21 protein-coding genes and 4 tRNA genes are annotated in these 24,244 nt (G+C 66.7%); 14 read left to right on the forward strand and 11 right to left on the reverse strand.

What is annotated here, in order from left to right; genetic code table 11:
* Positions 1 to 10: 10 nt before the first annotated feature.
* On the forward strand, positions 11 to 1,201 hold the full coding sequence (locus WFH23_RS06715) for an alkaline phosphatase family protein (RefSeq protein WP_336662014.1): 1,191 nt from the start codon (positions 11 to 13) through the stop codon (positions 1,199 to 1,201).
* 54 nt (positions 1,202 to 1,255) lie between these two features.
* Here WFH23_RS06715 and sepH read toward each other — a convergent pair whose 3' ends face one another.
* Positions 1,256 to 2,485, reverse strand: coding sequence for a septation protein SepH (gene sepH / locus WFH23_RS06720; protein ID WP_200328912.1), 1,230 nt, complete (start codon positions 2,483 to 2,485; stop codon positions 1,256 to 1,258).
* Between the two features lie 212 nt (positions 2,486 to 2,697).
* On the opposite strand from sepH, the gene WFH23_RS06725 reads away from it, so the two are divergent.
* On the forward strand, positions 2,698 to 2,988 hold the full coding sequence (locus tag WFH23_RS06725) for a DUF4193 domain-containing protein (RefSeq protein WP_090148821.1): 291 nt from the start codon (positions 2,698 to 2,700) through the stop codon (positions 2,986 to 2,988).
* Positions 2,989 to 3,135: 147 nt separating this feature from the next.
* Here WFH23_RS06725 and WFH23_RS06730 read toward each other — a convergent pair whose 3' ends face one another.
* The gene (locus tag WFH23_RS06730; RefSeq protein WP_234037040.1) at positions 3,136 to 3,609 is read right to left on the reverse strand and encodes a DUF3093 domain-containing protein; all 474 of its coding nucleotides are present in this window, start codon (positions 3,607 to 3,609) and stop codon (positions 3,136 to 3,138) included.
* An 89-nt stretch (positions 3,610 to 3,698) separates the two neighbouring features.
* On the opposite strand from WFH23_RS06730, the gene dut reads away from it, so the two are divergent.
* The 5 genes from dut (at position 3,699) to dxs (ending at position 10,570) form a co-directional block, all read left to right on the forward strand.
* Positions 3,699 to 4,190 carry a dUTP diphosphatase gene (gene dut / locus WFH23_RS06735; RefSeq protein WP_336662015.1) on the forward strand — a complete coding sequence of 164 codons (492 nt, stop codon included), beginning with the start codon at positions 3,699 to 3,701 and terminating at the stop codon, positions 4,188 to 4,190.
* A gap of 17 nt (positions 4,191 to 4,207) precedes the next feature.
* Positions 4,208 to 4,882, forward strand: coding sequence for a DUF3710 domain-containing protein (locus WFH23_RS06740; RefSeq protein WP_090148829.1), 675 nt, complete (start codon positions 4,208 to 4,210; stop codon positions 4,880 to 4,882).
* Positions 4,879 to 5,727 (forward strand): DUF3159 domain-containing protein, encoded by an 849-nt coding sequence (locus WFH23_RS06745; protein WP_336662016.1) that lies wholly within the window; start codon positions 4,879 to 4,881, stop codon positions 5,725 to 5,727. Before WFH23_RS06740 ends, WFH23_RS06745 begins: the two co-directional genes overlap by 4 nt.
* Before the next feature lie 63 nt (positions 5,728 to 5,790).
* Complete coding sequence (gene acnA, locus WFH23_RS06750; RefSeq protein WP_336662017.1) at positions 5,791 to 8,478, forward strand: aconitate hydratase AcnA; 2,688 nt, start codon at positions 5,791 to 5,793, stop codon at positions 8,476 to 8,478.
* A gap of 139 nt (positions 8,479 to 8,617) precedes the next feature.
* Positions 8,618 to 10,570 (forward strand): 1-deoxy-D-xylulose-5-phosphate synthase, encoded by a 1,953-nt coding sequence (gene dxs, locus WFH23_RS06755; RefSeq protein WP_336662018.1) that lies wholly within the window; start codon positions 8,618 to 8,620, stop codon positions 10,568 to 10,570.
* Between the two features lie 109 nt (positions 10,571 to 10,679).
* Here dxs and WFH23_RS06760 read toward each other — a convergent pair whose 3' ends face one another.
* The 4 genes from WFH23_RS06760 to WFH23_RS06775 all read right to left on the reverse strand — a co-directional run bounded on the left by WFH23_RS06760 (position 10,680) and on the right by WFH23_RS06775 (position 15,949).
* Positions 10,680 to 12,815, reverse strand: a complete 2,136-nt coding sequence (locus WFH23_RS06760) for a 3-hydroxyacyl-CoA dehydrogenase NAD-binding domain-containing protein (protein ID WP_336662019.1) — start codon at positions 12,813 to 12,815, stop codon at positions 10,680 to 10,682.
* 3 nt (positions 12,816 to 12,818) lie between these two features.
* Complete coding sequence (locus tag WFH23_RS06765) at positions 12,819 to 14,060, reverse strand: thiolase family protein (protein ID WP_442918708.1); 1,242 nt, start codon at positions 14,058 to 14,060, stop codon at positions 12,819 to 12,821.
* Between the two features lie 75 nt (positions 14,061 to 14,135).
* On the reverse strand, positions 14,136 to 15,326 hold the full coding sequence (locus WFH23_RS06770) for a ribonuclease D (RefSeq protein WP_200330950.1): 1,191 nt from the start codon (positions 15,324 to 15,326) through the stop codon (positions 14,136 to 14,138).
* Positions 15,327 to 15,331: 5 nt separating this feature from the next.
* Positions 15,332 to 15,949, reverse strand: a complete 618-nt coding sequence (locus tag WFH23_RS06775) for a DUF3000 family protein (protein WP_090148846.1) — start codon at positions 15,947 to 15,949, stop codon at positions 15,332 to 15,334.
* An 80-nt stretch (positions 15,950 to 16,029) separates the two neighbouring features.
* On the opposite strand from WFH23_RS06775, the gene WFH23_RS06780 reads away from it, so the two are divergent.
* From WFH23_RS06780 to WFH23_RS06790, 3 genes are read left to right on the forward strand one after another with little or no spacing between them, the layout of a single operon-like run.
* Complete coding sequence (locus tag WFH23_RS06780) at positions 16,030 to 17,226, forward strand: alpha/beta hydrolase family protein (RefSeq protein ID WP_336662020.1); 1,197 nt, start codon at positions 16,030 to 16,032, stop codon at positions 17,224 to 17,226.
* Between the two features lie 28 nt (positions 17,227 to 17,254).
* On the forward strand, positions 17,255 to 18,313 hold the full coding sequence (zapE, locus tag WFH23_RS06785) for a cell division protein ZapE (RefSeq protein WP_090148851.1): 1,059 nt from the start codon (positions 17,255 to 17,257) through the stop codon (positions 18,311 to 18,313).
* 5 nt (positions 18,314 to 18,318) lie between these two features.
* A complete protein-coding gene (locus WFH23_RS06790; protein ID WP_336662021.1) occupies positions 18,319 to 18,843 on the forward strand; it encodes a type II toxin-antitoxin system PemK/MazF family toxin in 525 nt (174 codons plus the stop codon).
* A 61-nt stretch (positions 18,844 to 18,904) separates the two neighbouring features.
* Here the strand turns inward: WFH23_RS06790 and WFH23_RS06795 are convergent, their stop codons facing one another.
* From WFH23_RS06795 to WFH23_RS06815, 5 genes are all read right to left on the reverse strand, one after another.
* Positions 18,905 to 19,261, reverse strand: coding sequence for a VOC family protein (locus WFH23_RS06795; protein ID WP_090149783.1), 357 nt, complete (start codon positions 19,259 to 19,261; stop codon positions 18,905 to 18,907).
* A gap of 68 nt (positions 19,262 to 19,329) precedes the next feature.
* The gene (locus WFH23_RS06800; RefSeq protein WP_336662022.1) at positions 19,330 to 19,935 is read right to left on the reverse strand and encodes a class I SAM-dependent DNA methyltransferase; all 606 of its coding nucleotides are present in this window, start codon (positions 19,933 to 19,935) and stop codon (positions 19,330 to 19,332) included.
* Between the two features lie 190 nt (positions 19,936 to 20,125).
* Positions 20,126 to 20,197, reverse strand: a tRNA-Val gene (locus tag WFH23_RS06805).
* A 27-nt stretch (positions 20,198 to 20,224) separates the two neighbouring features.
* Positions 20,225 to 20,295, reverse strand: a tRNA-Cys gene (locus WFH23_RS06810).
* Positions 20,296 to 20,338: 43 nt separating this feature from the next.
* A tRNA-Gly gene (locus WFH23_RS06815) sits at positions 20,339 to 20,411 on the reverse strand.
* Positions 20,412 to 20,572: 161 nt separating this feature from the next.
* Between WFH23_RS06815 and WFH23_RS06820 the strand changes: the two genes are divergently transcribed.
* The 4 genes from WFH23_RS06820 (at position 20,573) to thrS (ending at position 24,230) form a co-directional block, all read left to right on the forward strand.
* Positions 20,573 to 21,592 carry a hypothetical protein gene (locus WFH23_RS06820; protein ID WP_336662023.1) on the forward strand — a complete coding sequence of 340 codons (1,020 nt, stop codon included), beginning with the start codon at positions 20,573 to 20,575 and terminating at the stop codon, positions 21,590 to 21,592.
* A gap of 116 nt (positions 21,593 to 21,708) precedes the next feature.
* Positions 21,709 to 21,781 (forward strand) — tRNA-Val (locus tag WFH23_RS06825).
* A 121-nt stretch (positions 21,782 to 21,902) separates the two neighbouring features.
* A complete protein-coding gene (locus WFH23_RS06830) occupies positions 21,903 to 22,172 on the forward strand; it encodes a hypothetical protein (protein ID WP_336662024.1) in 270 nt (89 codons plus the stop codon).
* 90 nt (positions 22,173 to 22,262) lie between these two features.
* A complete protein-coding gene (gene thrS, locus WFH23_RS06835) occupies positions 22,263 to 24,230 on the forward strand; it encodes a threonine--tRNA ligase (protein WP_336662025.1) in 1,968 nt (655 codons plus the stop codon).
* The last annotated feature ends 14 nt before the right edge of the window (positions 24,231 to 24,244 follow it).

Consider the following 24,244-nt stretch of genomic DNA (forward strand, 5'->3'; position numbering starts at 1 on the left):
AATGGATTTCATGCTACCGACGACCGCCGACAACGGCGCGAGGCTTGCCGCGATTCTGCCAAGCGGCCTCGCCGCGGTCGCGCGAGGCCTTGCGGCCCCACTCCCGCCGCAGCTGCACTATGCGGATTCCGAGCAGCTTCCCGCACTCCGATCGTTCGTGATGATCGTGGTGGACGGTCTCGGCAGTGCGAACCTCTCGGCTCGCGCCGGCCACGCTCCCGCCCTCGCCAGACTCCCGCGCAAACGGATCGAGACGGTGGCTCCGTCGACGACGGGGGCGGCGCTCACCACGCTGCTCACCGGGCGCCTTCCCGGTGACCACGGCTTGATCGGGTACCGCATTCGGCACCCGGAACTCGGTCTCGTCACGACGCTCCGTGATTGGGATGGCATCGAGGAGCGATCCTCCTGGCAGCACGCCACACCGCTGTTGACGCACGCCGCATCGATCGGTGCGCGTGCCGTCGCGATCGGCCGACCCGCTCATGCATCGGGAGGATTGACGGAGGCCATTCTCACGGGCGCCGAATACCTCGGCGGTCAGCGAATCGAGGACAGGTTCGCCATCGCGTCGCGGGTGCTTCGCGAAGACGCCCCCGCGATCGTCTACCTGTACATCGACGAACTCGACAAGGCCGGCCACGAGCACGGCTGGCAGAGCGAGCAGTGGGGGCGGCGCCTCGAGCAGTTCGACGCCTCGCTCGAGGGATTCTTGCGCAGCATTCCTGGCCAGGTCGGGGTAGCTCTGACCGCCGACCATGGAATGGTGGACATCGCACCGCACCAGCAGGTGATGCTCGAGGCGGATCCCGATCTGCTCGAAGGCGTTGCGGCGATCGGGGGCGAGCCGCGCTTCCGATCCCTCTACCTGCACGAGGGCGTCGACGCCGACGCCCTCGCAGCGGCGTGGCAACGAGCCGAGGGCAACCGGGCGTGGGTCGGCACACGCGCAGAGGCGATCGCCGCCGGCAGTTTCGGGCCCGTGCGGTCTGATGTTGCCCCGCGTCTCGGTGACGTGCTGATCGCAGCCCGCAAGCAGGTCGCCTACTTCACGAGTACCGAGGATGCCCGCGTGCTCTCCATGGTCGGCCAGCACGGATCGTTCACTGACGAAGAGCGCGGAGTGCCGCTCGCCCTCGGCGGAGCTCTCGCGGGTTCGTCATTCGGAGCGAGCGTTCAGGCCGCGGCGCGCCGAGCATAACCGGGCCGATCCGGGCGCGACGGCGGTCGACCGGCAGGGCCGCGCGACCGCCGGTCAGTTCGCGGGGTCTTCGTCGCTGCGCGTTCCGAACAGGATGTCATCCCAGCTCGGGATCGAGGCGCGACCCTTTTTCGTGGTGCGCTCGGCCTCCGGCGCCTCCGCCGATGATTCGGGCGGAGTGGGAGCCGGCGTGACCGTTCGAGACGGCGTTCCGGAGACGCCAGCGGTGCTCCAGATGCTCCGGGGAGCCGGGGGCGCATCCGACGCGGGCTCCGGGGTGCGGGTCGGTTGCGCACGCTCGCCGCGAGCGGGATCGGGTGCGGCGCCAGATCCCGACCCACCGTCGGCTTCCGAGTTGCCGAGCGCCGCGAGATCGAGCTCCTGCGGTTGCAGCTCGGGGCTGGGATCGGCTTCCTGGCGTTTTCCCTGATCACGCTCGCCGCGCCGCTTTCGCAGCGCATCGAGCAGGTCGGCGGTCTGACTGAGATCGGCGGGAGCCTCGGCATCCGACGAGATTGCGCGCTGGTCGATCTCCCGCCGCCGCGCGAATTCGACGTTCGGGTCGGCGGGCGACGACGTCGCCTCGTCACTCGTCTCCCGAGCTCCTTCGTCTTCGGGCCGACCCTCATCGTCGCCATCGCTCGGCAGGCCTTCGGCGTCGAAAGCGCCCGAGTCGAATCGACCGGAGCGCTCCGCCGTGTCCACGGCGCGGAGCTTGGGAATCAGTCGCTCGCCGACGTCGCCCTGCTTCGAGAGATTCACCGCATCCGGGTTGATCGGAGACAGCACGCTCTTGCGATGATCGAACGTCCACACCGCGCGGTGCCCGACATCATGGGAGGCGAATTCGAGGCTGACCATCCAGCCGCGCTCCTCATCTCGCCAGGACGACCACTCGCTGGTCTCCGAACCGAGAGCGGCGAGGCGCTCCGCTATGACTGCCCCGAACCGCTGATCTCCGTCGTCGTTGGCCTCAGTACGAACGGGAACCGCGTGAGCGCGTTCCAGGATGTATCGGCGCTCGGCGAGCACCGGCTCCTCGTAGCGCTCGATGTCCGCATCGTCGAGCCCGGTCTCCGAGGCGACCTGCGCGCGGGTCTTCCCGGCGCGGATCAACGATTGGATCTCGCGCGGCCCGACTTTGCCCGGCTGGCGCTCCCGACGCGCGAGGTGGCGGAGTTCGCTCAACGCGGCCTCGTCCACGACGAAGCGGAACTCGTCGCCAGCGTCGTTGGCGACGATCAGCGACCGGTCATCTCGGCGCACAAAGCGCAGTTCGTCCATCGGCGCATCCCTTCGTGAGTCGCGACCCAGAGTGTCACACGGAACGGCCTCTTGCGGGGATTGATGCGGCGCGTGGCGAAACGGGGGAGGCCGAAACTTCGCGCTCAGAGAACTTTCGGAGCAAGGGTTTGCGCGAGAAGTGCATCGTGCGGCAGACTATGGCCGCTCGAAGGATAAGGTGCCGACATACCGGCCCGGGAACGCAGGAGAGAATGGCCACGGATTACGACGCCCCGCGCAAGACTGAAGAAGACGCCGAGTCGATCGAGGCGTTGAAGGAGCGCGGGCCGGCAAAGGGCGCGTCGGGCCTCGACTCCGATGACGCTGACAACCCGAGTTTCGACCTCGGTGGGAACGACCTCTCCGACGTCGAACTCGACGTCATCGTGCTTCCGCAGCAGGACGACGAGTTCACCTGCGTGAGCTGCTTCCTGGTGCGCCACCGCTCGCAGATCGATCACGAGACCGACCTCGGCCCGGTGTGCCGTGAATGCTCCAACTGAATCGCATCGCGATTCAGGCATTCGCGGCTGACGCCACCGCACCAGACTGCTCCAGCTGAGCCGCGAATCCGCGGCTCGCGAGAACGGCCGCCCTTCCGTCGAGGAGGGGCGGCCGTTCGTATTGCAGCGGGCAGAGGCTGCGGCGACTCACTCCGCGCGGGCGGCAGTGATCGCGTCTGCGAGTTTTTGCGGGTGGCGGCTCGTGAGGATCCAGTGCGGAGCGGGATCGGCCGGGTCGACGTTGGCGATCCGCACGCCCCGATGGATCCATCCGCGCAGCAGCAGGTAGTTCCGCGCGTCGCTGCCCGGGCCGATGGCGGCCTTCAACCGTTCGGCGCCCAGCAACTCGATGTCGCCGAGGAGCGCGACCGGGATCTCGGCGCGTCCTGCGACCAATCGGCCATTCTCCACGGTGATCGACGGGCTCAGGAGCAGGAATGTCACTGCCAGGATCACGTACACGGCGACGCCCGTCGGGATCGCCCACTGCGCGTTGATCGGGGTGAGTACCAGCGCCACCGCGGGTATCACCAGCACCAGCGCGATGAAGAGGCTTACGCCAGGAAGAAGCCGCTCCCGATACGTCGTGGTGGGTGTGACGGTGCTGGGGTCTCGGGTCATACCCTCCATTATCCCGCGGCCCGCTTCGGAGAGTGCTCCGCGACTGCTCGCCTGTACGCATGCACGGAGGAATCCGCTAGCCTGAGCTGGTGACTGATGTGGTTGAAGTACCGATCGTGGCGGATCTTCCGCCGCACTACGCCCACGCCAACGATGCGGGCGCTGACTTGCGCGCGGCTGAGGCCGTCGAACTCGGACCGGGGGAGCGCGCCCTCATCGGCACGGGCGTGTCGATCGCTCTTCCCGATGGATACGCCGCGTTCGTGGTCCCACGGAGCGGTTTGGCGGCGAAGCACGGCATCACCGTCGTGAACTCGCCCGGAACGGTCGATGCCGGGTACCGGGGCGAGATCAAAGTGACGCTGCTGAACACCGATCGGTCGGAGCGCTTCGCCGTCGCCGAGGGCGATCGAATCGCCCAGCTGATCGTGATGCCCGTGACCCGCGCGGTATTCGTGCCGGTCGCTGAACTGCCGTCGAGCGAGCGCGGCGCTGCAGGGTTCGGGTCCACCGGCGTGAGCGATGCACCCCGCCCAACCGAGGCGGATGGCCGCCGAAAGCGTTCGACCCCCGCGGTCTAGATCAAGGAGTAGCAACTATGAGCGAATCGCAGACGCCGGAGCAGGGCTCCGCTGACGAAGTCGAATTGAGCGAACGGACGGCGGACGTCGTCGACGATGCGAAGTCAGCGCCCTCCGACCGCGATACCGCGGGCCCGTTCGACGCAGCAGAGGTTCCGGCGATGCGTCCCTACGTCGACCTCGGCGGCATCAAGGTCGCTCCGCGCGAAGGTCTGCAGCTGCGGCTCGAGGTGGACGAACGTGCGAATCGCGTGATCGCGGTGTCGCTCGAGTACGCGGAATCATTGCTGCAGGTGCAGGCATTCGCCGCTCCGAAGAAGACGGGGCTCTGGGGCCCGGTGCGAGCGGAATTGACTCAGCAGATGACGTCGCAGGGCGGCACTGTCTCCGAGGAGCACGGGGTGCTCGGTCCGGAGCTCCTCGTCAAGACCCCCGCCCCTGGAGATCAAGGGGGAACGCGCGTCGCCCGTTTCGTCGCGGTCGATGGGCCGAGGTGGATGCTTCGCGGAGTGATCATGGGCAAGGCGGCACTCGATGCTGAGGCGCGCGAACGCGTGATCGAGCTGTTCCGCGAACTCGTCGTCGTGCGAGGTGAACAGCCGATGCCGCCGAGCGAACTGCTGCAGCTGAAGGTTCCCGCGGGCGTCCAGGGCCAGCGACAGGCGCCTCCCGCCGGAACGCTCCCGGTGTGAACGACACCGGGCGCGGCTCTGCGGAGGAGCGGTTCGACGGCGCTGGGGCCGATCATCGAACACCGCTGACGCCTCCGGCATCGGAGCCCGATGCCGGAGGCGCTGGTGCGGCCGAATCCTCGGCATTCGGGGGTGCACTCGGGCGCACCGTGCGTGCCGGTATGTCAGGGGAGTCGCTCTCGGGTCGAGGTGTGCTCGACGCGATCGGCGGCTGGCGTGGAGTCGCGGAGACGCTCGTACCCGGTCTGCTCTTCCTCGTCATCTTCATCTTCACCCGGGATGCGCGAGTCTCAGCGATCGCCCCAGCCGCTCTCGCGCTCGTCGCTGTCGTCGTGCGTCTCATCCGGCGCGAGCCTCTCGTCTCCGTCTTCTCCGGCGCCGCCGGCGTTGCGATCGCTGTCGTGGCGACGCTTCTCACGGGCCGGGGCGCCGACTACTACGTTCCGGGGTTCATCACGAACATCGCGTGGTCGGCGGGCCTGCTCATCTCGATGGCGATCGGATGGCCGCTCGTCGGCGTCGCCCTCGGAGCGCTTCGGGGCGACCTCACCGGATGGCGGCGCGACCGCACCCTGAAGCGGGTGGCGATGTGGCTCACCCTGCTGTGGAGCGGGCTCTTCATCGCGCGCCTCGCCGTCCAGGTGCCTCTCTACTTCGCAGCGCGCGAGCCGGACGGTATCGCCGCGACCGACGCCCTCGGAATCGCTCGGCTCGTGATGGGGGTGCCGCTGTTCGCACTCGTGGTCGTCTTCACCTGGATGGTGCTCAGCAAGCTGACGCGATCATCAGATGAATCCGATGACGAAATTGGCGCGAGCACTGGGCAAAACACCCCGCGCACCTGACATCCTCCACGGCCGACTCGGGTGTAGAATTATCTTGACATCGAGACACATTGGAGGAGCTCAATGGGAGCCGTCAACAGCTTCGAAGCGAAGAGCACCCTCGCCGTCGGCGAGAAGGAATACGGGATCTACCGAATCGACCAGGTCCCCGGTCATGAGCGGCTGCCGTACAGCCTGAAAGTGCTGCTGGAGAACCTCCTCCGCACGGAAGACGGCGCCAACGTCACGCGCGCGCACATTGAGGCGCTCGGCAACTGGGATCCTGCAGCGCAGCCCGACACCGAGATCCAGTTCTCCCCGGCTCGCGTCATCATGCAGGACTTCACGGGTGTGCCCTGCGTCGTCGACCTCGCCACGATGCGCGAGGCGGTCGTCGATCTGGGTGGCAGGCCCGACCAGATCAACCCGCTGGCTCCGGCCGAGATGGTGATCGATCACTCCGTGATCTCCGACGTGTACGGCACGGCTGACGCCGCGGCGCGCAACGTCGAGATCGAGTACCAGCGCAACGGCGAGCGCTACCAGTTCCTCCGCTGGGGTCAGGGCGCCTTCGATGAGTTCAAGGTCGTTCCGCCCGGAACCGGTATCGTGCACCAGGTCAACATCGAGTACCTCGCGCGAGTGACCTTCACTCGCGAGATCGATGGCGAGCTGTTCGCCTACCCCGACACCTGCGTCGGGACCGACTCGCACACCACGATGGAGAACGGCCTCGGCGTGCTCGGCTGGGGCGTCGGCGGCATCGAGGCCGAGGCCGCGATGCTCGGCCAGCCGATCTCGATGCTCATCCCGCGCGTCGTCGGGTTCAAGCTCTCCGGCCAGATCCCTGCAGGCGTCACCGCGACTGACGTGGTGCTCACCATCACTCAGATGCTGCGCAAGCACGGCGTTGTCGGCAAGTTCGTGGAGTTCTACGGCGAAGGCGTCGGGTCCGTGCCGCTCGCCAATCGCGCGACCATCGGCAACATGAGCCCGGAGTTCGGCTCGACGGCCGCGATGTTCCCCGTCGACGATGTCACGCTCGACTACATGCGACTCACGGGGCGACCCGAGGATCAGATCGAGCTCGTCAAGGCGTACACGCAGGCGCAGGGCATGTGGCACGATCCGTCTCGCGAGCCTGAGTTCAGCGAGTACCTCGAGCTCGATCTCAGCACCGTCGTTTCGTCCATCGCGGGCCCGAAGCGACCGCAGGATCGCATCGAGCTGACGAACTCGAAGTCGCAGTTCGAAACCGACCTGAAGAACTACGCACAGGCAGCGAACCCGGCGAAGGTGAAGGACGAGCAGGGGCGCGAGTTCGAGATCGATCACGGCGCGGTGACGCTCGCGTCGATCACGTCGTGCACGAACACCTCCAACCCGTCCGTGATGCTCGCGGCCGGCGTCCTCGCACGAAATGCCGCCGCGCGCGGGCTTCGCGCGAAGCCGTGGGTGAAGACCACGCTGGCGCCGGGATCCAAGGTCGTCACCGACTACTACGAGAAGTCCGGCCTCAACCACGATCTCGAGAAGCTCGGCTTCTACACGGTCGGATACGGCTGCGTCACCTGCATCGGCAACTCCGGGCCGCTGAATCAGGAGATCTCCGACGCGGTCAACGAGCACGATCTCGCCGTGACGGCAGTGCTCTCGGGCAACCGCAACTTCGAGGGGCGCATCAACCCCGACATCAAGATGAACTACCTCGCCAGCCCGCCGCTCGTCATCGCGTATTCACTCGCCGGCACGATGGATTTCGATTTCGACACCGACGCGCTCGGCCAGGACGAGGCCGGAAACGATGTGTTCCTGCGCGACATCTGGCCCGACCCGGTCGAGGTGCAGAAGATCGCCGACGAGTCGATCGACTCGGGCATGTTCCTCGAGAAGTACGCGACGGTGTTCGACGGTGATGAGCACTGGACGTCGCTGCCGACCCCTGACGGCAACACCTTCGCCTGGGACGAGAAGTCGACGTACGTGCGGAAGGCACCGTACTTCGACGGCATGCAGCTCGAGCCGACGCCGGTCACGGATATCTCGGGGGCTCGGGTCCTCGCCAAGCTCGGCGACTCGGTCACCACCGACCACATCAGCCCTGCCGGCAGCTTCCGGGCCGAAACCCCTGCGGGCCGATACCTCGTCGAGAACGGCATCTCTCCGAAGGACTTCAACACCTACGGGTCGAGGCGCGGCAACCATGAGGTGATGATTCGTGGAACCTTCGCGAACATCCGCCTGCGCAACCAGCTGCTCGCCAGCGAGAACAACGGTGCCGGCGTCGAAGGCGGCTTCACGCGCGACTTCACGCTGGAAGGCGCCCCGAAGTCGTACATCTACGATGCGTCGCAGAACTACCAGGCAGCTGGTATTCCGCTCGTGGTGCTGGGCGGCAAGGAGTACGGATCGGGCTCGTCTCGCGACTGGGCAGCGAAGGGCACCAGCCTCCTGGGCGTGAAGGCCGTCATCACCGAGAGCTTCGAGCGCATTCACCGCTCGAATCTCATCGGAATGGGCGTGCTGCCGCTGCAGTTCCCGGAGGGGGAGAACGCGGAGAGCCTCGCACTCGACGGCACCGAGACCTTCGACATCTCCGGCATCACGGCGCTCAACGAGGGCGTGACTCCGCGAACGGTTTCCGTCACTGCGACGCGCGAAGACGGCACCTCGCTGCGTTTCGACGCGGTCGTTCGCATCGACACCCCGGGTGAAGCGGATTACTACCGCAACGGAGGCATCCTGCAGTACGTGCTTCGTTCGCTCGTCTAGTTCGGGAACGCACTTCTGCGTCCGTGCGCGATCAGCGCCCGGACGCAGAAGTGTGTGCGGCGGCAGTTCGGATGGCGGCCCCCGAGTAGACTGAGGGGATGCTCTGACCCTCCCGGTCGGGCGGAACGGAGGTCGGCAGGTGGCGATCCTGGATCGAATCCGAGAACCGCGTGATCTCGACCCGCTGACGCTCGAGGAGTGCGAGTTGCTCGCCGCGGAGATCCGTGAGTTCCTGATCGCCGCGGTGTCGCGCACTGGAGGGCACCTCGGACCCAACCTGGGGGTCGTCGAACTCACGATCGCGCTCCATCGCGTCTTCCGCTCGCCGAGAGACCCGATCGTCTTCGATACTGGCCATCAGAGCTACGTGCACAAGCTGCTCACGGGTCGACGGGACTTCTCAGGTCTGCGCAGTCGCGGCGGGCTCGCCGGCTACCCGCAGCGTGCAGAGTCGGAGCACGACATCGTGGAGAGCTCGCACGCCTCGAGTTCACTGAGCTGGGCCGACGGTATCTCCCGAGCGTTCGCGCGTCGCGCCGAGACCGACCCCTCGCAACAGCATCGCCACGTTGTCGCCGTCGTCGGCGACGGTGCGCTCACGGGCGGGATGACCTGGGAAGCGCTGAACAACATCACCGACGACAACGACCGCAACCTCGTGCTCGTCGTGAACGACAACGGACGGTCGTACGCCCCGACGATCGGCGGCATGGCCCGGTTCTTGAACTCCGTGCGTTCGAAGGACGCCTATCGCGACCTGCAGGAGGGGAGCGAGAAGCTGTTCTCCCGTCTCGGGACGCCAGGCCGCACCGTCTATCGTGCGGCGCGAGGAGCGATGCGCGGGTTCGTCAGCCGCGCTTCCGATAACCAGGACCTCTACTCGAATCTCGACATCAAGTATCTCGGACCGGTCGACGGCCACGATCTCCACGCCGTGGAGGAGGTGCTGCGCCAGGCGAAGGGCTACGGACGCCCGACCCTCGTGCACGTCATCACCGAGAAGGGTCGCGGCTACGCACCAGCCGAGAACGACATCGCTGACCAGTTCCACGCGATCGGCCAGATCGATCCCGGAAGCGGCGAACCCGTGGAAGTGGTGGGTGGCCGGAGCTGGACGTCGGTGTTCAGGGAGCGCATCCTCGACCTCGCGGAGGCAGACGATCGCATCATCGGTGTCACCGCGGCGATGCTCGTGCCGACCGGACTCGACCTGCTCGCATCACGGTTACCCGGCCGTGTGATCGATGTCGGTATCGCAGAGCAGCACGCAGTGGCGAGTGCTGCTGGCCTCGCATACGGTGGTCTGCACCCGGTGGTGGCCGTCTACGCGACGTTCATGAACCGTGCGTTCGACCAGCTCCTCATGGATGTGGCACTGCACCGGGCCGGCGTGACCTTCGTGCTCGACCGAGCCGGAATCACGGGCCCGGACGGCGCGAGCCACAACGGCGTCTGGGACCTCGCCACCTTGCAGGTCGTCCCCGGCATCAGGATCGCCGCACCGCGCGACGCGCAATCGCTGTCGGAGGAACTGGGCGAAGCGGTCGCGATCGACGACGGCCCGACAGTGCTGCGTTACCCCAAGGGTGCGATCGGCGACGACATCCCCGCGCTGCGTCGTCTGCACGACGGTGTCGAGGTACTCCGCGAGACGGAGATCGCGCGACGGGAGTACCGGGATGTGCTCTTCGTCGCGGTGGGGCCCATGGCTTCCATTGCGCTTGCTGCGGCTGAACAACTGGAGCGCGACGGCATTTCTTCCACCGTGATCGATCCACGCTGGGTCGTGCCCGTCTCCGGGTCACTCGTCGAGCTCGCAGAGCAGCACCGCCTGGTGATCACGATCGAAGACGGTATTCGCGTCGGCGGCGTCGGTACTCGCATTCGCCAAGCGCTCCGCGATGCGGGCGTCGACACCGCGGTGAGCGAACTCGGCACACCCGACGCGTTCCCGGGTCACGCCTCCCGTGCGGAGTTGCTGGCCGACGCTGGCCTCACTGCAGACCAGATCGCCGCTGCCGTGGCCGAGCAGGTGCGCGGCGATCGCGTACCGATCGCTCGGCCTGCAGCCAGCGATCGCCCTGTGAGCTGAGAGGGTCGGGCGAGTACGTCGCCGATGCCGATGCCCGACGGGCGCTGAACGGTGAAGCGGGGCGGGTGGGATCGACTCCCACCCGCCCCGCTTCACCGTCCCGTCGGCCTTAGCGAGCTCCCGCGATCCGAGGATCGTGGAACGTCCCGCCGAAGGCGCGCTCACTCGCGCCCGAGCGGTCGAGATACGGTGTCGCACCGCCCGCCTGGAAAGGCCAACCGGCGCCGAGGATCAGGCACAGATCGATGTCTTCCGCCGCAGCGACGACGCCTTCATCGAGCATGATCTTGATCTCACCCGCGAGCTCGTCTTCGACCCGACGGAGGATCTCCTCCTCGCTCACTGCTGTCTTGCCGAGCGTCACGACTTTCTTGCCCGACTTGGAGAGATCCTCGACCTTCCCCAGCCGTGACTTGACGAGGGGCTCTTCCACCTCAGCGAGCCGGTGCAGGTTCTCGGAGGCGTAGAAGCGGTCGGGGAACGCGGCCACCATGGTGTCTTGCACGTGGGCGGCGACCTTCCAACCGACGAGGTCGATGAGCTCGAACGGCCCCATCGGCAGCCCCATGGGAGCGAACGCACGTTCGACGACCGGGAGTGGAGTGCCAGCGTCGAGGGCGCGCGCTGCTTCGCCCATGACTTTCGCAAGGAGACGATTCACGACGAAGCCGGGGCGATCGGCGGTGATGACCGCACTCTTGCCGAGTTTCTTCGCGATGACCATCGCCGTCGCGAGGGACTCGTCGTTCGTCGTCGGTGTGCGCACGACCTCGATGAGCGGCATGACCGCGACCGGGTTGAAGAAGTGGAATCCGACGAGCCGCTCGGGGTGGGAGAGCCGCTCGCCGATCTCATGCACCGAGAGCGAGGAGGTGTTCGTCGCGAGGATGGCGGTTTCCGAGATGATCGACTCGATCTCCGAGAAGACCTGCTGCTTGACGCCGAGCTCTTCGAAGACGGCTTCGATGACCCAGTCGCAGTCTGCGTACTGCGACTTGTCGGTCGTGCCGCGCACGAGGTCCTTGATCTGGTTCGCGTCATCAGCGGTGAGCCGACCCTTGTCGAGCATCTTGTCGACTTCGCCGCGAATGTACTCGAGCCCCTTGTCCACACGCGACTGATCGAGATCCGTGATCAGCACCGGCACACGCAGTTTGCGGGCGAACAGCAGGGCGAACTGGCTCGCCATCAATCCCGCGCCGATGACGCCCACCTTCCGCACCGGCTTCGCGAGCTGCGCATCCGGGGCTCCCGCCGGTCGCTTCGCGCGCTTCTGCACGAGGTCGAAGGCGTAGACCGAAGCTGCGAACTGATCTCCCGAGATGAGCTGGGCGAGTGCTTCATCCTCGCGCTCGAACCCGCGCGCCAGATCATTGTCCTTGGCAGCGCTGAGCAGATCGAGGGCCGCATAGGGCGCTTTCGCGGTGGTGCCGATACGCGCCTTCAGCGTGTCCCGAGCGATCTTGATGGCAGCCGGCCACTTCGTGAGCCGTTCCAGCTTGCCGGGCACATGCTTGCGGTCCACCTTCACGGACCCCGAGATGACGCCGTCGGCCCACGCGATAGAACGCTCCAGGAAGCTCGCGGCGCCGAACATCGCGTCGAAGAGTCCCATCTCGAACGCCTGCTTCGGCTTCAGCATACGATTGTTCTTCAACGGATTCGAGACGATGATCTCGAGCGCCTGCTCGATCCCGATGAGGTTCGGAACGATCGTCGCGCCACCCCAGCCGGGAATGATGCCGAGGAACACCTCCGGGAAGGCGAGGGCAGCGGTCGAAGCGTCGAGCGTGCGGTAATCGCAGTGCAGAGCGATCTCCATCGCTCCGCCGAGCGCGAGGCCGTTCACGAATGCGAATGAGGGAACGCCGAGCTCACCGAACTTGCCCAGAACGAAGTGGCCGAACTGGGCCATGAGTCGCGCGTTCTCCTCCGTCGCGAGGGTCGACACCTTCGAGAGGTCGGCTCCGGCGGCGAAGATGAACGGCTTTCCGGTCACGGCGACGGCTGCGATCTCACCTGCGGCGGCGCGACGACGGAGTTCGTCGAGCACGTTCCCGAGCCCCTGGAGGGTTCGTGGCCCGAGTGTATTCGGGCGGGTGTGGTCGCGCCCGTTGTCGAGGGTGATGAGCGCGAGCGTGCCGCCGGACGGGAGCCGCACATCTTGCACGAGGGATTCGGTGACGACCTCGTCGTCGGACGCTGCGATGAGCGGAGAGAAGTCGATGCTGCGGTAGTCAGTCATGGCTTACTTGCCCTTCTTTCCGTCGAAATGCGGGTTCTCCCAGATGGCGGTACCGCCCTGACCGAGGCCGACGCACATGGCGGTGACGCCGTAGCGCACGTCCGGTCGCTGCGCGAACTGGCGCGCGAGCTGCGTCATCAGCCTGACACCCGACGCCGCGAGCGGGTGCCCGAACGCGATCGCCCCGCCCCAGGGGTTCACGCGAGGGTCGTCGTCGGCGATGCCGAAGTGGTCGGTGAACGACAGCACCTGCACCGCGAACGCCTCGTTCAGCTCGAAGAGACCGATGTCATCGATGGTCAGGCCGGCGCGCGCGAGCGCCTTCTCGGTGGAAGGCACCGGTCCGAGTCCCATGACTTCTGGCTCCACACCGGCGAACGCGAATCCAACCAGGCGCATCTTGACCGAGAGACCGAGCTGCTTGGCCGTGTCTCCTCCGGCGAGCAGGGAAACGGTCGCACCGTCGGTAAGCGGCGAGGCGTTGCCCGCGGTCACGCGGCCATGCGGGCGGAAGGGGGCCTTCAGCGTGGCCAGACCCTCCATCGTCGTCTCAGGGCGGCGCCCCTGATCCTCCGTCGCGAGGCCCCAGCCCGACTCGGAGCGCGTGGCGACCGGAATGAGGTCCGCCTGGATGTCTCCGCGGTCGTAGGCGGCCTGCACCTTCTGCTGGCTCAGCATGCCGAACCGGTCGGAGCGCTCCTTGGTGAGGGCCGGGAAGCGATCGTGCAGGCGCTCAGCCGTGATGCCCATGTTCAGCGCATCGGGGCTCACGAGCTTCTCAGCGACGAATCGCGGATTCGGGTCGGCGTCGAGCCCGATCGGGTGGCGCCCCATGTGCTCGACGCCTCCGGCGACCGCGAGGTCGTACTGCCCCGCTCCGATCGCTGCGCCCATGAACGAAGCCACGGTCAGTGCGCCGGCGCACATGCGGTCCAGCGCGAAGCCGGGCACCGTCACGGGGATGCCCGCGAGCATCGACACCGTGCGACCGAGTGTCAGCCCCTGGTCGCCCTGCTGCGTCGTCGCCGCGATGCCCACGTCATCGATGCGATCGAGCGGAAGCTCGGGATTGCGCTCGATGAGCCCCTGGAGTGCTTTGACCGCCAGGTCGTCCGCACGCGTTCCTGCATATATGCCTTTGTCGCCTGCTCGCCCGAACGGGGTGCGGACACCGTCTACGAACACGACTTCTCTCATTGCGGCCACTTCGCCTCCATCAGCATTGGTGATCTGCGTCGTTTCCATACTAGAGAGACGGAGTGTCACGCGGAACCGGACGTACCGAGGGCACTGTGATTTCGCGGGGGAGTTGCGATTCGCTTATGGAAGGTCTACAAAAGCTTCGGCAATGATTGGTGCAGTGATGCCAATCTGCCAGTCCCTCGCGCCGAGCTCCTTGAGACGGAGTGCGACGCCGGTCTCCGAACGATCCACGGGCGGGCGCCACACGAGGCGCCGAAGGGTATCTGGGGTGAGCAGATTCTCGAGCGGGATGCTCCTCGCGGCCGATTCCTGCTCGATCCGCGCTCGCACCGCGTCCAAGCGCGCCGCGGCATCGGGATCCCGCTGGGCCCAGAAGCGATGGTGCGGAATCGAATCGGGATCCCGACGCTTCTGGCCGGGAAGATTCTCGGTGGTCTTCCCCCGGAGGATCGCCGCCCACCACCGGTCGAGCTCGCTGCGGCTCGCCCGGCCCTTGAAGTCGCGCAACCGCGCAAGATCGCCTTTGGACCGAGGATTCGCGCTCGCTGCTGCGACCACGGAGGAGTCCGGTATCAGGCGCCCGGGTGCGACGTCGCGCTCACGAGCGAGAGCGTCACGGCCCTCCCAGAGCTCTCGCGCCAAAGCGAGTGCTCGCGGAGTCTTCAGCGAATTCCCGCCGGAGAGTTTGCGCCACGGTTCTTCCGGGCGCGGCTTCTCCGGCTTGGTGCGCGTCGCTTCGAATTCCTGGCGAGCGAACTCCGTCTTCTGCTGCGCCGCGAGCTGGGCCGCGACGGCGTTCCGCAGATCCGGCAGCAGGACGACGTCGAGCGCTGCATACTCCAGCCAGTCGTCAGGAAGCGGACGCTGCGACCAGTCCGCGGCCGAGTGGGCCTTCTCGAGTGTGATCCCGAGCAGGAGTTCGACGATCGCTCCGAGACCCACACGCTCGAATCCGAGCAGCCGCGCGGCCAGTTCGGTATCGAAGAGCTGCGTCGGCACCAGTCCCAGGGCGGCAAGACAGGCGAGATCCTGCGATGCCGCGTGCAGGATCCACTCGGCATCGCCGATCGCTCGCTGCAGCGGGGAGAAATCTTCGATCCCGATCGGATCGAAGAGATACGTGCCGGCGCCAGCGCGGTGCACCTGCACGAGGTACGCCTCGCCGCCGTAGCGGAATCCCGAGGCGCGCTCGGCATCCACGCCCACCGGGCCGTGCCCCGCCGCGAGCACCGTCGACGCGGCCAGGAGACCCTCCGCGTCGGTGACCATCGTCCACTCGATGTCGAGCTCCGACTGGGAGATCGTCATGCTGTTCATACCCCTTCCGCGGCTTGGCGGGATCGCCGTGCCGCGATGGAGTCTATTCCCTCAGCGTGGGGCAGTCCCGCCAGCAGGCAGACGAGCTCCGACCACGCCTCCGCATGGACGCCGAAATCCGAACCCGTCGGAGTCCATGAGGCTCGCAATTCGATCTGCGCGGAGTCACCGCGCGCCTCGAGTGCGCCAAAGCTGCTCGACAGGGTCTTCGTCGCGGTGCCGGACAAGTAGACGTATCGAGCGCCGCGCGAGTCCAGCGCGTCGACCAGCCACGACCAGGCCACATCGGAGATGAACGGATCGACGCCGATCTCGAGCTCGAGGGGTGCCTGGGCGAAGCACACGATCCGGAAGGGACCACCCCACTCGTCGATGGCTGATTCGTCGTGCATGAGCACGATCCGGCCGGCGCCATAGGGTGACTCGAGAGCGGTCTCCGCCGTCGCTCCACCGCGCGCTCCACGGGCGACGCCCGCTGCGAACGCAATCGACTTCGGAGCGATGCGCTCCGGCGCCGGGATCTCCTGGGAGACGAGTTCTTCACGCAGGCGCGCGTTCCGGAGTTGCTCGGACGCCGTGTCGAAGTCGACATGGGTGCCATTGATGCGTGCCATCACACAGGCGACACTAGAGTTTGCTGTGAACATCACGCCGGTGCCACGCCGTGATGCGGGGAACAGGGGAGGGCAAGCCCATGCAAGGACTGCGCTGGGGGCGAGCGCTCGCACTCGGGATTGCCGGCGTACTCGGCGGCGGTGCGATCGCGGCGTCCGTCGGCTCGATACTCGGCGGAGCCGCGCTCGCGCGACGAGCGGTGACCCCGGCTGTCGTTCCCGAATCTCCGGTCACCGTGATCCGGATATCCGAGGCCGGAGGCTCACCGGAGCGGAGGCAGGTGCATCTGCGGGGTGCCGATGCGGATCTCCCCGGCCGGTACTCGTTCATCTTCGACGGAGGCGCTGGCCATGCGCGACTGGGGGAGGTGATCGCGATCGAAGGCGAGACGGTGGTGCGCGAGCTCGTCGCCGTCGACCGCGGAGCGCTTCAGGCGGAGACCCGCGGAAGAATCACGGGGTGGTGGTTCACCGCTCCGGAAGAGCTCGGGTACCGCGTTGATCGGATCACGTACCGCACCGAGCTCGGCGAGGCGGACGCCTGGATCGTGCATCCGCGCTTCGCGCGCAAGCGTCGGTGGGCCGTCCACGTGCACGGACGCGGGGCGCTGCCGGAGGAGACGCTGCGAGGCGTGATCCCGCTCGCGCGCAGCGGGATCACGAACCTCGTCATCTCCTACCGCAACGATCCGGGCGCGCCTCCCGGCCTTGGCGGTCGTTACGGCGTGGGGTTCTCGGAGAGCCGAGACGTGGATTCGGCGATCGCCGAAGCCGGGCGACGAGGAGCCGAGCGGGTGACCCTCTTCGGCTGGTCCATGGGCGGTACCGCGTGCCTCGTTGCTGCCACCCGAGGCGTCCACCGCGCACTCATCGACGGTCTGATCCTCGACTCGCCCGCAGTGGACTGGAGCGCGTTGCTCCGTTACCACGCCACGGCGCAGTCAGTGCCTGCGCCGATCGCAGGTCTCGGGGTCGAGATGCTCTCCAGGGGCCTCGTCACGGGTGGCGAGAGCGGCGGGCTCCCGATCGCGACGCTGCACCCCGAGACGTTCGCGCCCGAACTCACTGTGCCAGTCCTCATCCATGCCAGTACAGCTGACACGTTCGTGCCGTCGGCGGGAGCGGAGCGGCTCGCCGAGTTGCGCCCCGACCTCGTACAGCTTCGAATGCAGCCCGGGGCCGAGCACGTGAAGCTGTGGAACGTGGACCGCAGCGGCTGGGAAGCGGTGACCCGCGTGTTCGTCCGTGCCCTGCCGCACCAGCCCTGGCGCGGCTGAGCAACGCGGCGACGGTACACTATCGGTGATGGTCTCAGACTCCCAGCACAGCACCGCCAGTCTCGTCGATCGGCGCCCCACGATCAGTGGCACCGAACTCGTAGCGACGCTGGTTCCACCGCCGCAGTTCGATCGCGCGTCGTTCGATTCGTACCGGCCGGACCCCGATTATCCGTCCCAGGAGGAGGCTCGGGAGCTGTTGCGCGCGTTCGCGGCTCCAGCTCCAGCCGTGTCTCGCGGGGGATTCTTCGGTTTCGGGCGGAAGAAGGCGGAGTCTGTTTCAGCTGCGCCCACCAAGCCCGGCATCTATCTCGACGGCGGGTTCGGGGTGGGTAAGACCCACCTACTCGCGGCGACCTGGCACGCCACGACCGGACGCAAGTACTTCGGAACGTTCATCGAGTACACCGCGCTCGTCGGTGCTCTCGGGTACAACGGCGCCGTCAGCGTGCTTCAGGGCGCTCGCCTGATCTGCATCGACGAGTTCGAGCTCGATGATCCGGGCGACACGATGCTGATGACACGCCTCATCGGCGATCTCACGTCCACCGGCACCAAGTTCGTCGCAACTTCGAATACGCCGCCCAACGCGCTCGGAGAGGGGCGCTTCGCGGCCGCCGACTTCATGCGCGAGATCCAGGCGATGTCCGATCGTTTCACGACGATTCGCATCGATGGCGTCGACTATCGGCAGCGCGACCTCGAAGGAGACGCGGTTCCGCTCTCCGACGAGGAGTACCGCTTCGCCCTCGCCGATGTCGCTGCAGCGCACGAGCGCATGACGGACGACGACTTCTCGGCGCTGATCGAGCATCTCGCGACCGTGCATCCGTCGAGCTACAGCGGCCTCCTGACGGGCGTGCAGTGCATCGGCCTGCGCGACGTTCACGTGCTGACGGACCAGTCGTCCGCCTTGCGATTCGTGGCTTTCATCGACCGCGTGTACGACGCTCAGATCCCCATCCGCGCTACGGGTGCGCCGATCACCACTGTCTTCGGCGGAGGCATGCTCGACGGCGGATATCGCAAGAAGTACCTGCGCTGCATGTCGCGTCTCAACGCGCTCTCGGCGAGCGAGATCGCGTAACGGAGATGGGGCGGGGGAACGTATCGCGCACGGTCTCTGGACTCCTGCGTTCGCTGGCCTCGGCGCTCCTGAAGCCCGCGCGGCCCACTCCTTCCGTCCGGCGGGATGTCGGGCGGAACGACGTCGCAGAGGATCGGGACCTCTCGCTCGCCGAGATTCGCGGGTTGCGCCTCGCCTACGCGCCAGACCCCGATGGCGCCCCGGATCCGGGCGAGATCGTCTGGGCCTGGGTGCCGTATGCCGAGCATGACGGCAGGGGCAAGGATCGCCCCGTGCTCATCATCGCGCGAATCGATGCGGCAACGACCGCCGGATGCTACCTGAGCACGAAGCAGCACCGCGGGTTCGTTTCGGTCGGAACCGGTCGTTGGGATGGTCAGGGGCGTGAGAGCTTCCTCGCGACCGACCGAGTGCTGCGCGTACCGGACGCGCGGGTGCGCCGAGAAGGACACGTGCTCGAGCGCGGTCGCTTCGTCGACGCCGCCGGCGCCGTGATGCGCGCGCACGGAGTCCACGCGCCCGAAGGCTGAATCGGGCGCAGCTCGCAGCGGTCGGCGCCCAGCCGTCCGCACGCTCAGTGATCCTGCCGCGCTACACGACAGTGCAGAACGGGTGGCCGACGGGATCGAGGTAGACCCGGAACGTGTCATGAGACTCGATGTGGCGAGCGCCGAGCGCGAGCACGTCGTCGTGGGCACCGGCCAAGTCAGGCACCGCGATATCGAGGTGCGCCTGCTGATCGCCGTCATCGCTCGGCCACACGGGTGCGGCGTAGCCTGGGGACTGCTGGAAGGAGAGCTTCGCCCCGATGCCATCGATCCGAAGATCGACCCAGTCGTCCCCGTCAGCCTGAATCGTGCCCCCGACGAGGCCGCGATAGAACTCGGCGAGCGCCCGCGGGTCCGGGCAGTCGAGAACGAAGCTGTGAAGGGTACCGAGGTGTGCCATGAGTGTTCCCATCTCGAAGCCGATGTTCTGGTCACCTCCATTGTGCGGTGCGGTTCCTCGCCCGGCAATCACTCTTCGGCACGTCGGGCTTCGAGCGAGCACTGCGGTCGCGCCCCCTCGGGTGTGCGCTCACTCACTCGATGCAGCTCGAACCCTGCAGAGACGAGCCGTCCGGCGAGTTCTCCGGGTGGCCACCGGTAGGCGGTGACCACGGCGTGCGCAAACGGCTCCAGCTCCGGCCAGGCGAAGGCCCCGAGAAGCAGACGGCCGCCGGGAGCCAAGATGCGGGCGAACTCGGCGAGAACTGCGTCGACCTCAGCCGGCGGAGTGTGGATCAGCGAGAACCACGAGAGGATTCCACCCGCGGAAGCCGTGGCGACGCCGCTCCGCGCGAGATCCGCGACGCGGTACTCGCTGTGCGGAAAGCGCTGGCGCGCGATCTCGATGAACGCGGGGGAGAGGTCGAAGCCCGATATCTCAGCGCCCTGACGGCGCAGATCGTCGGTCCAGTGGCCCGGGCCGCAGCCGGCATCGACGAGGGGGCCGCTGCACCGTGCCGCCCATTCGCGAATCTCTGCGACATCGTCAGCGGGGGCTGCGTCGACGGAGGCGAAGAGGTCGGCATATTCGGCCGCCCGCGCATCGTACGAGCGTCGGATCGCGGTGGCTGACATCGCTCCACCCTAGTGCGCCGCGTGACGCGAGGTCACTGGGGAAAGAAAAAGACCCGGCCGGGGCCGGGTCTATCTGTGCGCGATACTGGGATCGAACCAGCGCGAGCATCTCGGGCGAACGCATCGCGTTCGCGATGCTCGCGAGGTCACTGGGGAAAGAAAAAGACCCGGCCGGGGCCGGGTCTATCTGTGCGCGATACTGGGATCGAACCAGTGACCTCTTCCGTGTCAGGGAAGCGCGCTACCGCTGCGCCAATCGCGCCTGTTCAGGCTATTCAGTTGTGAGACGAGGTGGCGACGGGATTCGAACCCGTGTATACGGCTTTGCAGGCCGCTGCCTCGCCTCTCGGCCACGCCACCGTAGTTTTGTTACCATAAGTTTCCGAGCAAGCTCGGGCACTAGAGCGGATGACGAGACTCGAACTCGCGACCCTCACCTTGGCAAGGTGATGCGCTACCAACTGCGCTACATCCGCATTTCACCGCGTTACCGCGACCTGAATAACTATAGGGAAGCGGCGCCGGGGGTGCAAATCGGTGCGGCCATCCCGGGCGCGCCGCCTCGATTCGTGCCGTCTTCGCGCGGATCCGGCAAGTTTTTCCCACCGCCGGGCAGCCGCGCGGATACTGTTATTCCATGGCTGAAGGGGCGGCAGCGGTTCTGAAGCGATGGATCGGCTTCTCCGTGTTCCTCGCTCTCGTCGCCCTCGCGGTCGGCGCGATGCTGCTGCGTCAGGAGATCAGCGATCACCTCGCGGGAATGAACTACGAGATGAGCCCTCGGGTGAGCGATCTGGCAGACGATCTCGAGCTCACGGAGACCGGACGTCGCATCTTCATCGCGACGCACCCCACCGTGGACGGCAGCCAGCACTTCAACGAGCAGTGCGCCGACGTCGACCACTCGGAGCAGGGGCACGTGCTCGGCTGCTATACCGCCGACCGCATCCACCTCTTCGACGTCACGGATGACCGTGTGAGCGAGGTCGTTGAGATCACTGCGGCCCATGAACTGCTCCACGCGGCGTTCCATCGGCTCGGCGAGGGAGACCGGTCGCTGCTCGCCTCGCGCCTGCGGGAGGTGTACGACGAACTCGCGCCAACGGATGCGACGCTCGCAGAACGCATGAGCGTATACGAGCATCTGCCGGACGCTGCCTTCGCGAACGAGCTGCATTCGGTATTGGGCACCGAGGTGCGCGAGTTGCCGCAGTGGTTGGAAGATCATTACGCGCAGTGGTTCACGAATCGGTCCGCACTGATCGATGATTTCGAAACCTACGTGACGGTGTTCAACGATCTGCAGGCCAGGGTCGACGCACTGCAGGCCGAGATGGCGGATCTGCGCGCGGATGTGGAGCGGCGCAGCTCCGCATACGGCGAGACCGTCGAAGCTTTCAACGAGGATGCGACGGACTACGCTTCCCGACTCGAACGCGATGGATACCGCGATGATCCTGAGCAGCAGCAGCGCGATGCGGCCGCGCTGCAGCAACGGCGAGCTGAGATCGACTCCGAGCTCGCCCAGCTCCAGGCCGACATCGATCGATACAACGCGCTTCGCGACGAGCTCGAGACGCTCGGGAAGGTCAGTGCGGAACTCGATGAGCACCTCGACAGCGACCTCGCCCCCATCACGACACGCCCGAACGAGTAAGGGGGGATCCGCGGAAAGCTGCCGCTTGTCGGCGACGGTGCAATCCGCACTCTGGTTCCGTGTATGATCTTTGAGGTTGGCACGCACGGGAATCATCGCATTCCAGGAGTGCACACGGGCGATTGGCGCAGTTGGTAGCGCGCTTCCTTCACACGGAAGAGGTCATCAGTTCGAGTCTGGTATCGCCCACCGCAGCACCCCCGTGGTTCACACCGCGGGGGTGCTCTTGTTTGAGCGCCCGCGTGCACGCGAATGCTCGCGCCAGAGGTCCTGCACAGACGGCGCGCGGCGCTCCGGTAGTCTGGCGCCCATGCACGCTCCGGCCATCACCGCGCTCGACTTCCTGCCGGGGATCTTCGCCCTGACCCATGCGGTCCTCGGCCTTTGGGCGATCCTCTCGCTCGCGAAGTTCGGGGCGCAGCTCAGCTGGCCCAAGATGATCGCCTGGATCTTCTTCATCGCCGCCATTCCGCTCGTGGGAGCGACGGTCTGGTTCACGGCGGGGCGCCGACGGTTCACTGCGAGCGCCCCCGATGAGCGCGTCGACCCTCCGCAGGTCGACACCTCGCGAACCCAGTAGGATCGTACGGTGGCCGGCATCTGCGCCGACCCGGCGCGTTCGCGTTCGCGTTCCCGTCGTTTCCGACCTCCACAGTGAAGGAGTTCACCCGTGGCCGATGGCTTCTCCCGTTTCACCGATCGTTCGATCGTCGCGATGCGCGTCGATGGAGAATTGCGAGATCTCGCGGCGGAGATCACGGATACGGACACGGTGGAGCCCGTCACGGTCGACTCGGAGGACGGCCTCAACATCTTGCGGCATTCGGCGGCTCACGTGCTCGCGCAGGCGGTGCAGCGCATCAACCCTGAGACGAAGCTCGGCATCGGCCCGCCCATCGCCGATGGCTTCTACTACGACTTCGACCCCGCGGAGCCGTTCACGCCGGAAGACCTCAAGGCGATCTCCTCTGAGATGCAGAAGATCGTCAAGCAGGGGCAGCGCTTCGTGCGACGCGTGGTGACCGAGGACGAGGCTCGCGCCGAGCTCGCTGACGAGCCGTACAAGCTCGAACTCATCGGCTTGAAGGGTGGAGCAGCCGGAGATGAGAACGGTGAGAGCGTCGAGGTCGGCGGTGCCGAGCTCACCATCTACGACAACATCGACCCGAAGACGGGCGAGCTCTGCTGGAAGGATCTCTGCCGTGGGCCGCACGTGCCGAGCACGCGCATGCTCGGCAACGGCTGGGCGCTGATGCGATCGGCGGGCGCTTACTGGCGCGGCAGCGAGAAGAATCCGATGCTGCAGCGCGTCTACGGCACCGCGTGGCCGTCGAAGGACGAACTGCGTGCTTACCAGACGCGTCTCGAAGAGGCGGCGAAGCGCGATCACCGCAAGCTCGGGGTCGAGCTCGACCTCTTCAGCTTCCCGGACGAGATCGGATCCGGCCTCGCGGTGTTCCACCCCAAGGGCGGGATCATCCGTCACGAGATCGAGAACTTCATGCGCTCCGAGCTGCTGAAGAACGGGTACGAGGTCGTCAACAGCCCCCACATCACGAAGGGCACGTTGTTCGAGACCAGTCAGCATCTCAACTGGTACAAGGACGGGATGTTCCCGGCGATGCACCTGGACGAGCAGACGGATGGCGACGGCAATGTCGTCAAACAGGGGCAGGATTACTACCTGAAGCCCATGAACTGCCCGTTCCACAACCTGATCTTCCGCGCGCGCGCTCGAAGCTATCGAGAGCTGCCGCTGCGACTGGCCGAGTTCGGCACCGTGTACCGGTACGAGAAGAGCGGCACGCTCTCCGGCCTCACGCGCGTGCGCGGCCTGACGCAGGACGACGCGCACATCTACGTCACCGACGAGCAGGTGAAGGACGAGATCAAGCGACAGCTCGAGTTCGTGTTCTCCACCCTGCGCGCGTACGGGCTCAACGACTTCTATCTCGAGCTGTCGACCCGCGATCCCGAGAAGTCCGTCGGCTCGGACGAGCAGTGGGAACTCGCGACCGACACTCTTCGCGAGGTCGGCGAGGAGTCGGGGCTGGAGCTCGTCGCCGACCCCGGTGGGGCCGCGTTCTACGGGCCGAAGATCTCGGTGCAGGCCCGTGACGCCATCGGCCGCACCTGGCAGCTCTCAACCGTGCAGCTCGACTTCAACCAACCAGAGCTGTTCGAGCTGGAGTATGCGGCGGCGGATGGGACCCGGAAGCAGCCCATCATGATCCACCGGGCGCTGCTCGGCTCGGTCGAGCGCTTCTTCGCGATCCTTCTCGAGCACTACGCCGGCGCGTTCCCGGTCTGGCTGTCGCCGACGCAGGTCGTCGGCATTCCGGTGGCCGAGCAGTACGGCGAGTACCTCGACGAGGTCGTCACGCGCCTGCGCGAGCAGGGCGTGCGGGCCGAAGTCGATCACAGCGACGACCGCATGCCGAAGAAGATCCGCACGCACACGAAGGCGAAGGTCCCGTTCCAGCTCATCGCGGGCGAGGAGGATCGGGCGGCGGGCGCCGTCAGCTTCCGCTTCCGCGACGGCACGCAGTTGAACGGCGTGCCGGTCGACGAGGCGATCGATCGCATCACCGCTGCGATCCGCTCGCACGAGCAGGTCTCGACGGCATGGTCGGAGTAGTCGGAAGCGCGGGT

The sequence above is a fragment of the Leucobacter sp. USHLN154 genome, assembly GCF_037145595.1.
Taxonomy (GTDB): domain Bacteria; phylum Actinomycetota; class Actinomycetes; order Actinomycetales; family Microbacteriaceae; genus Leucobacter; species Leucobacter alluvii.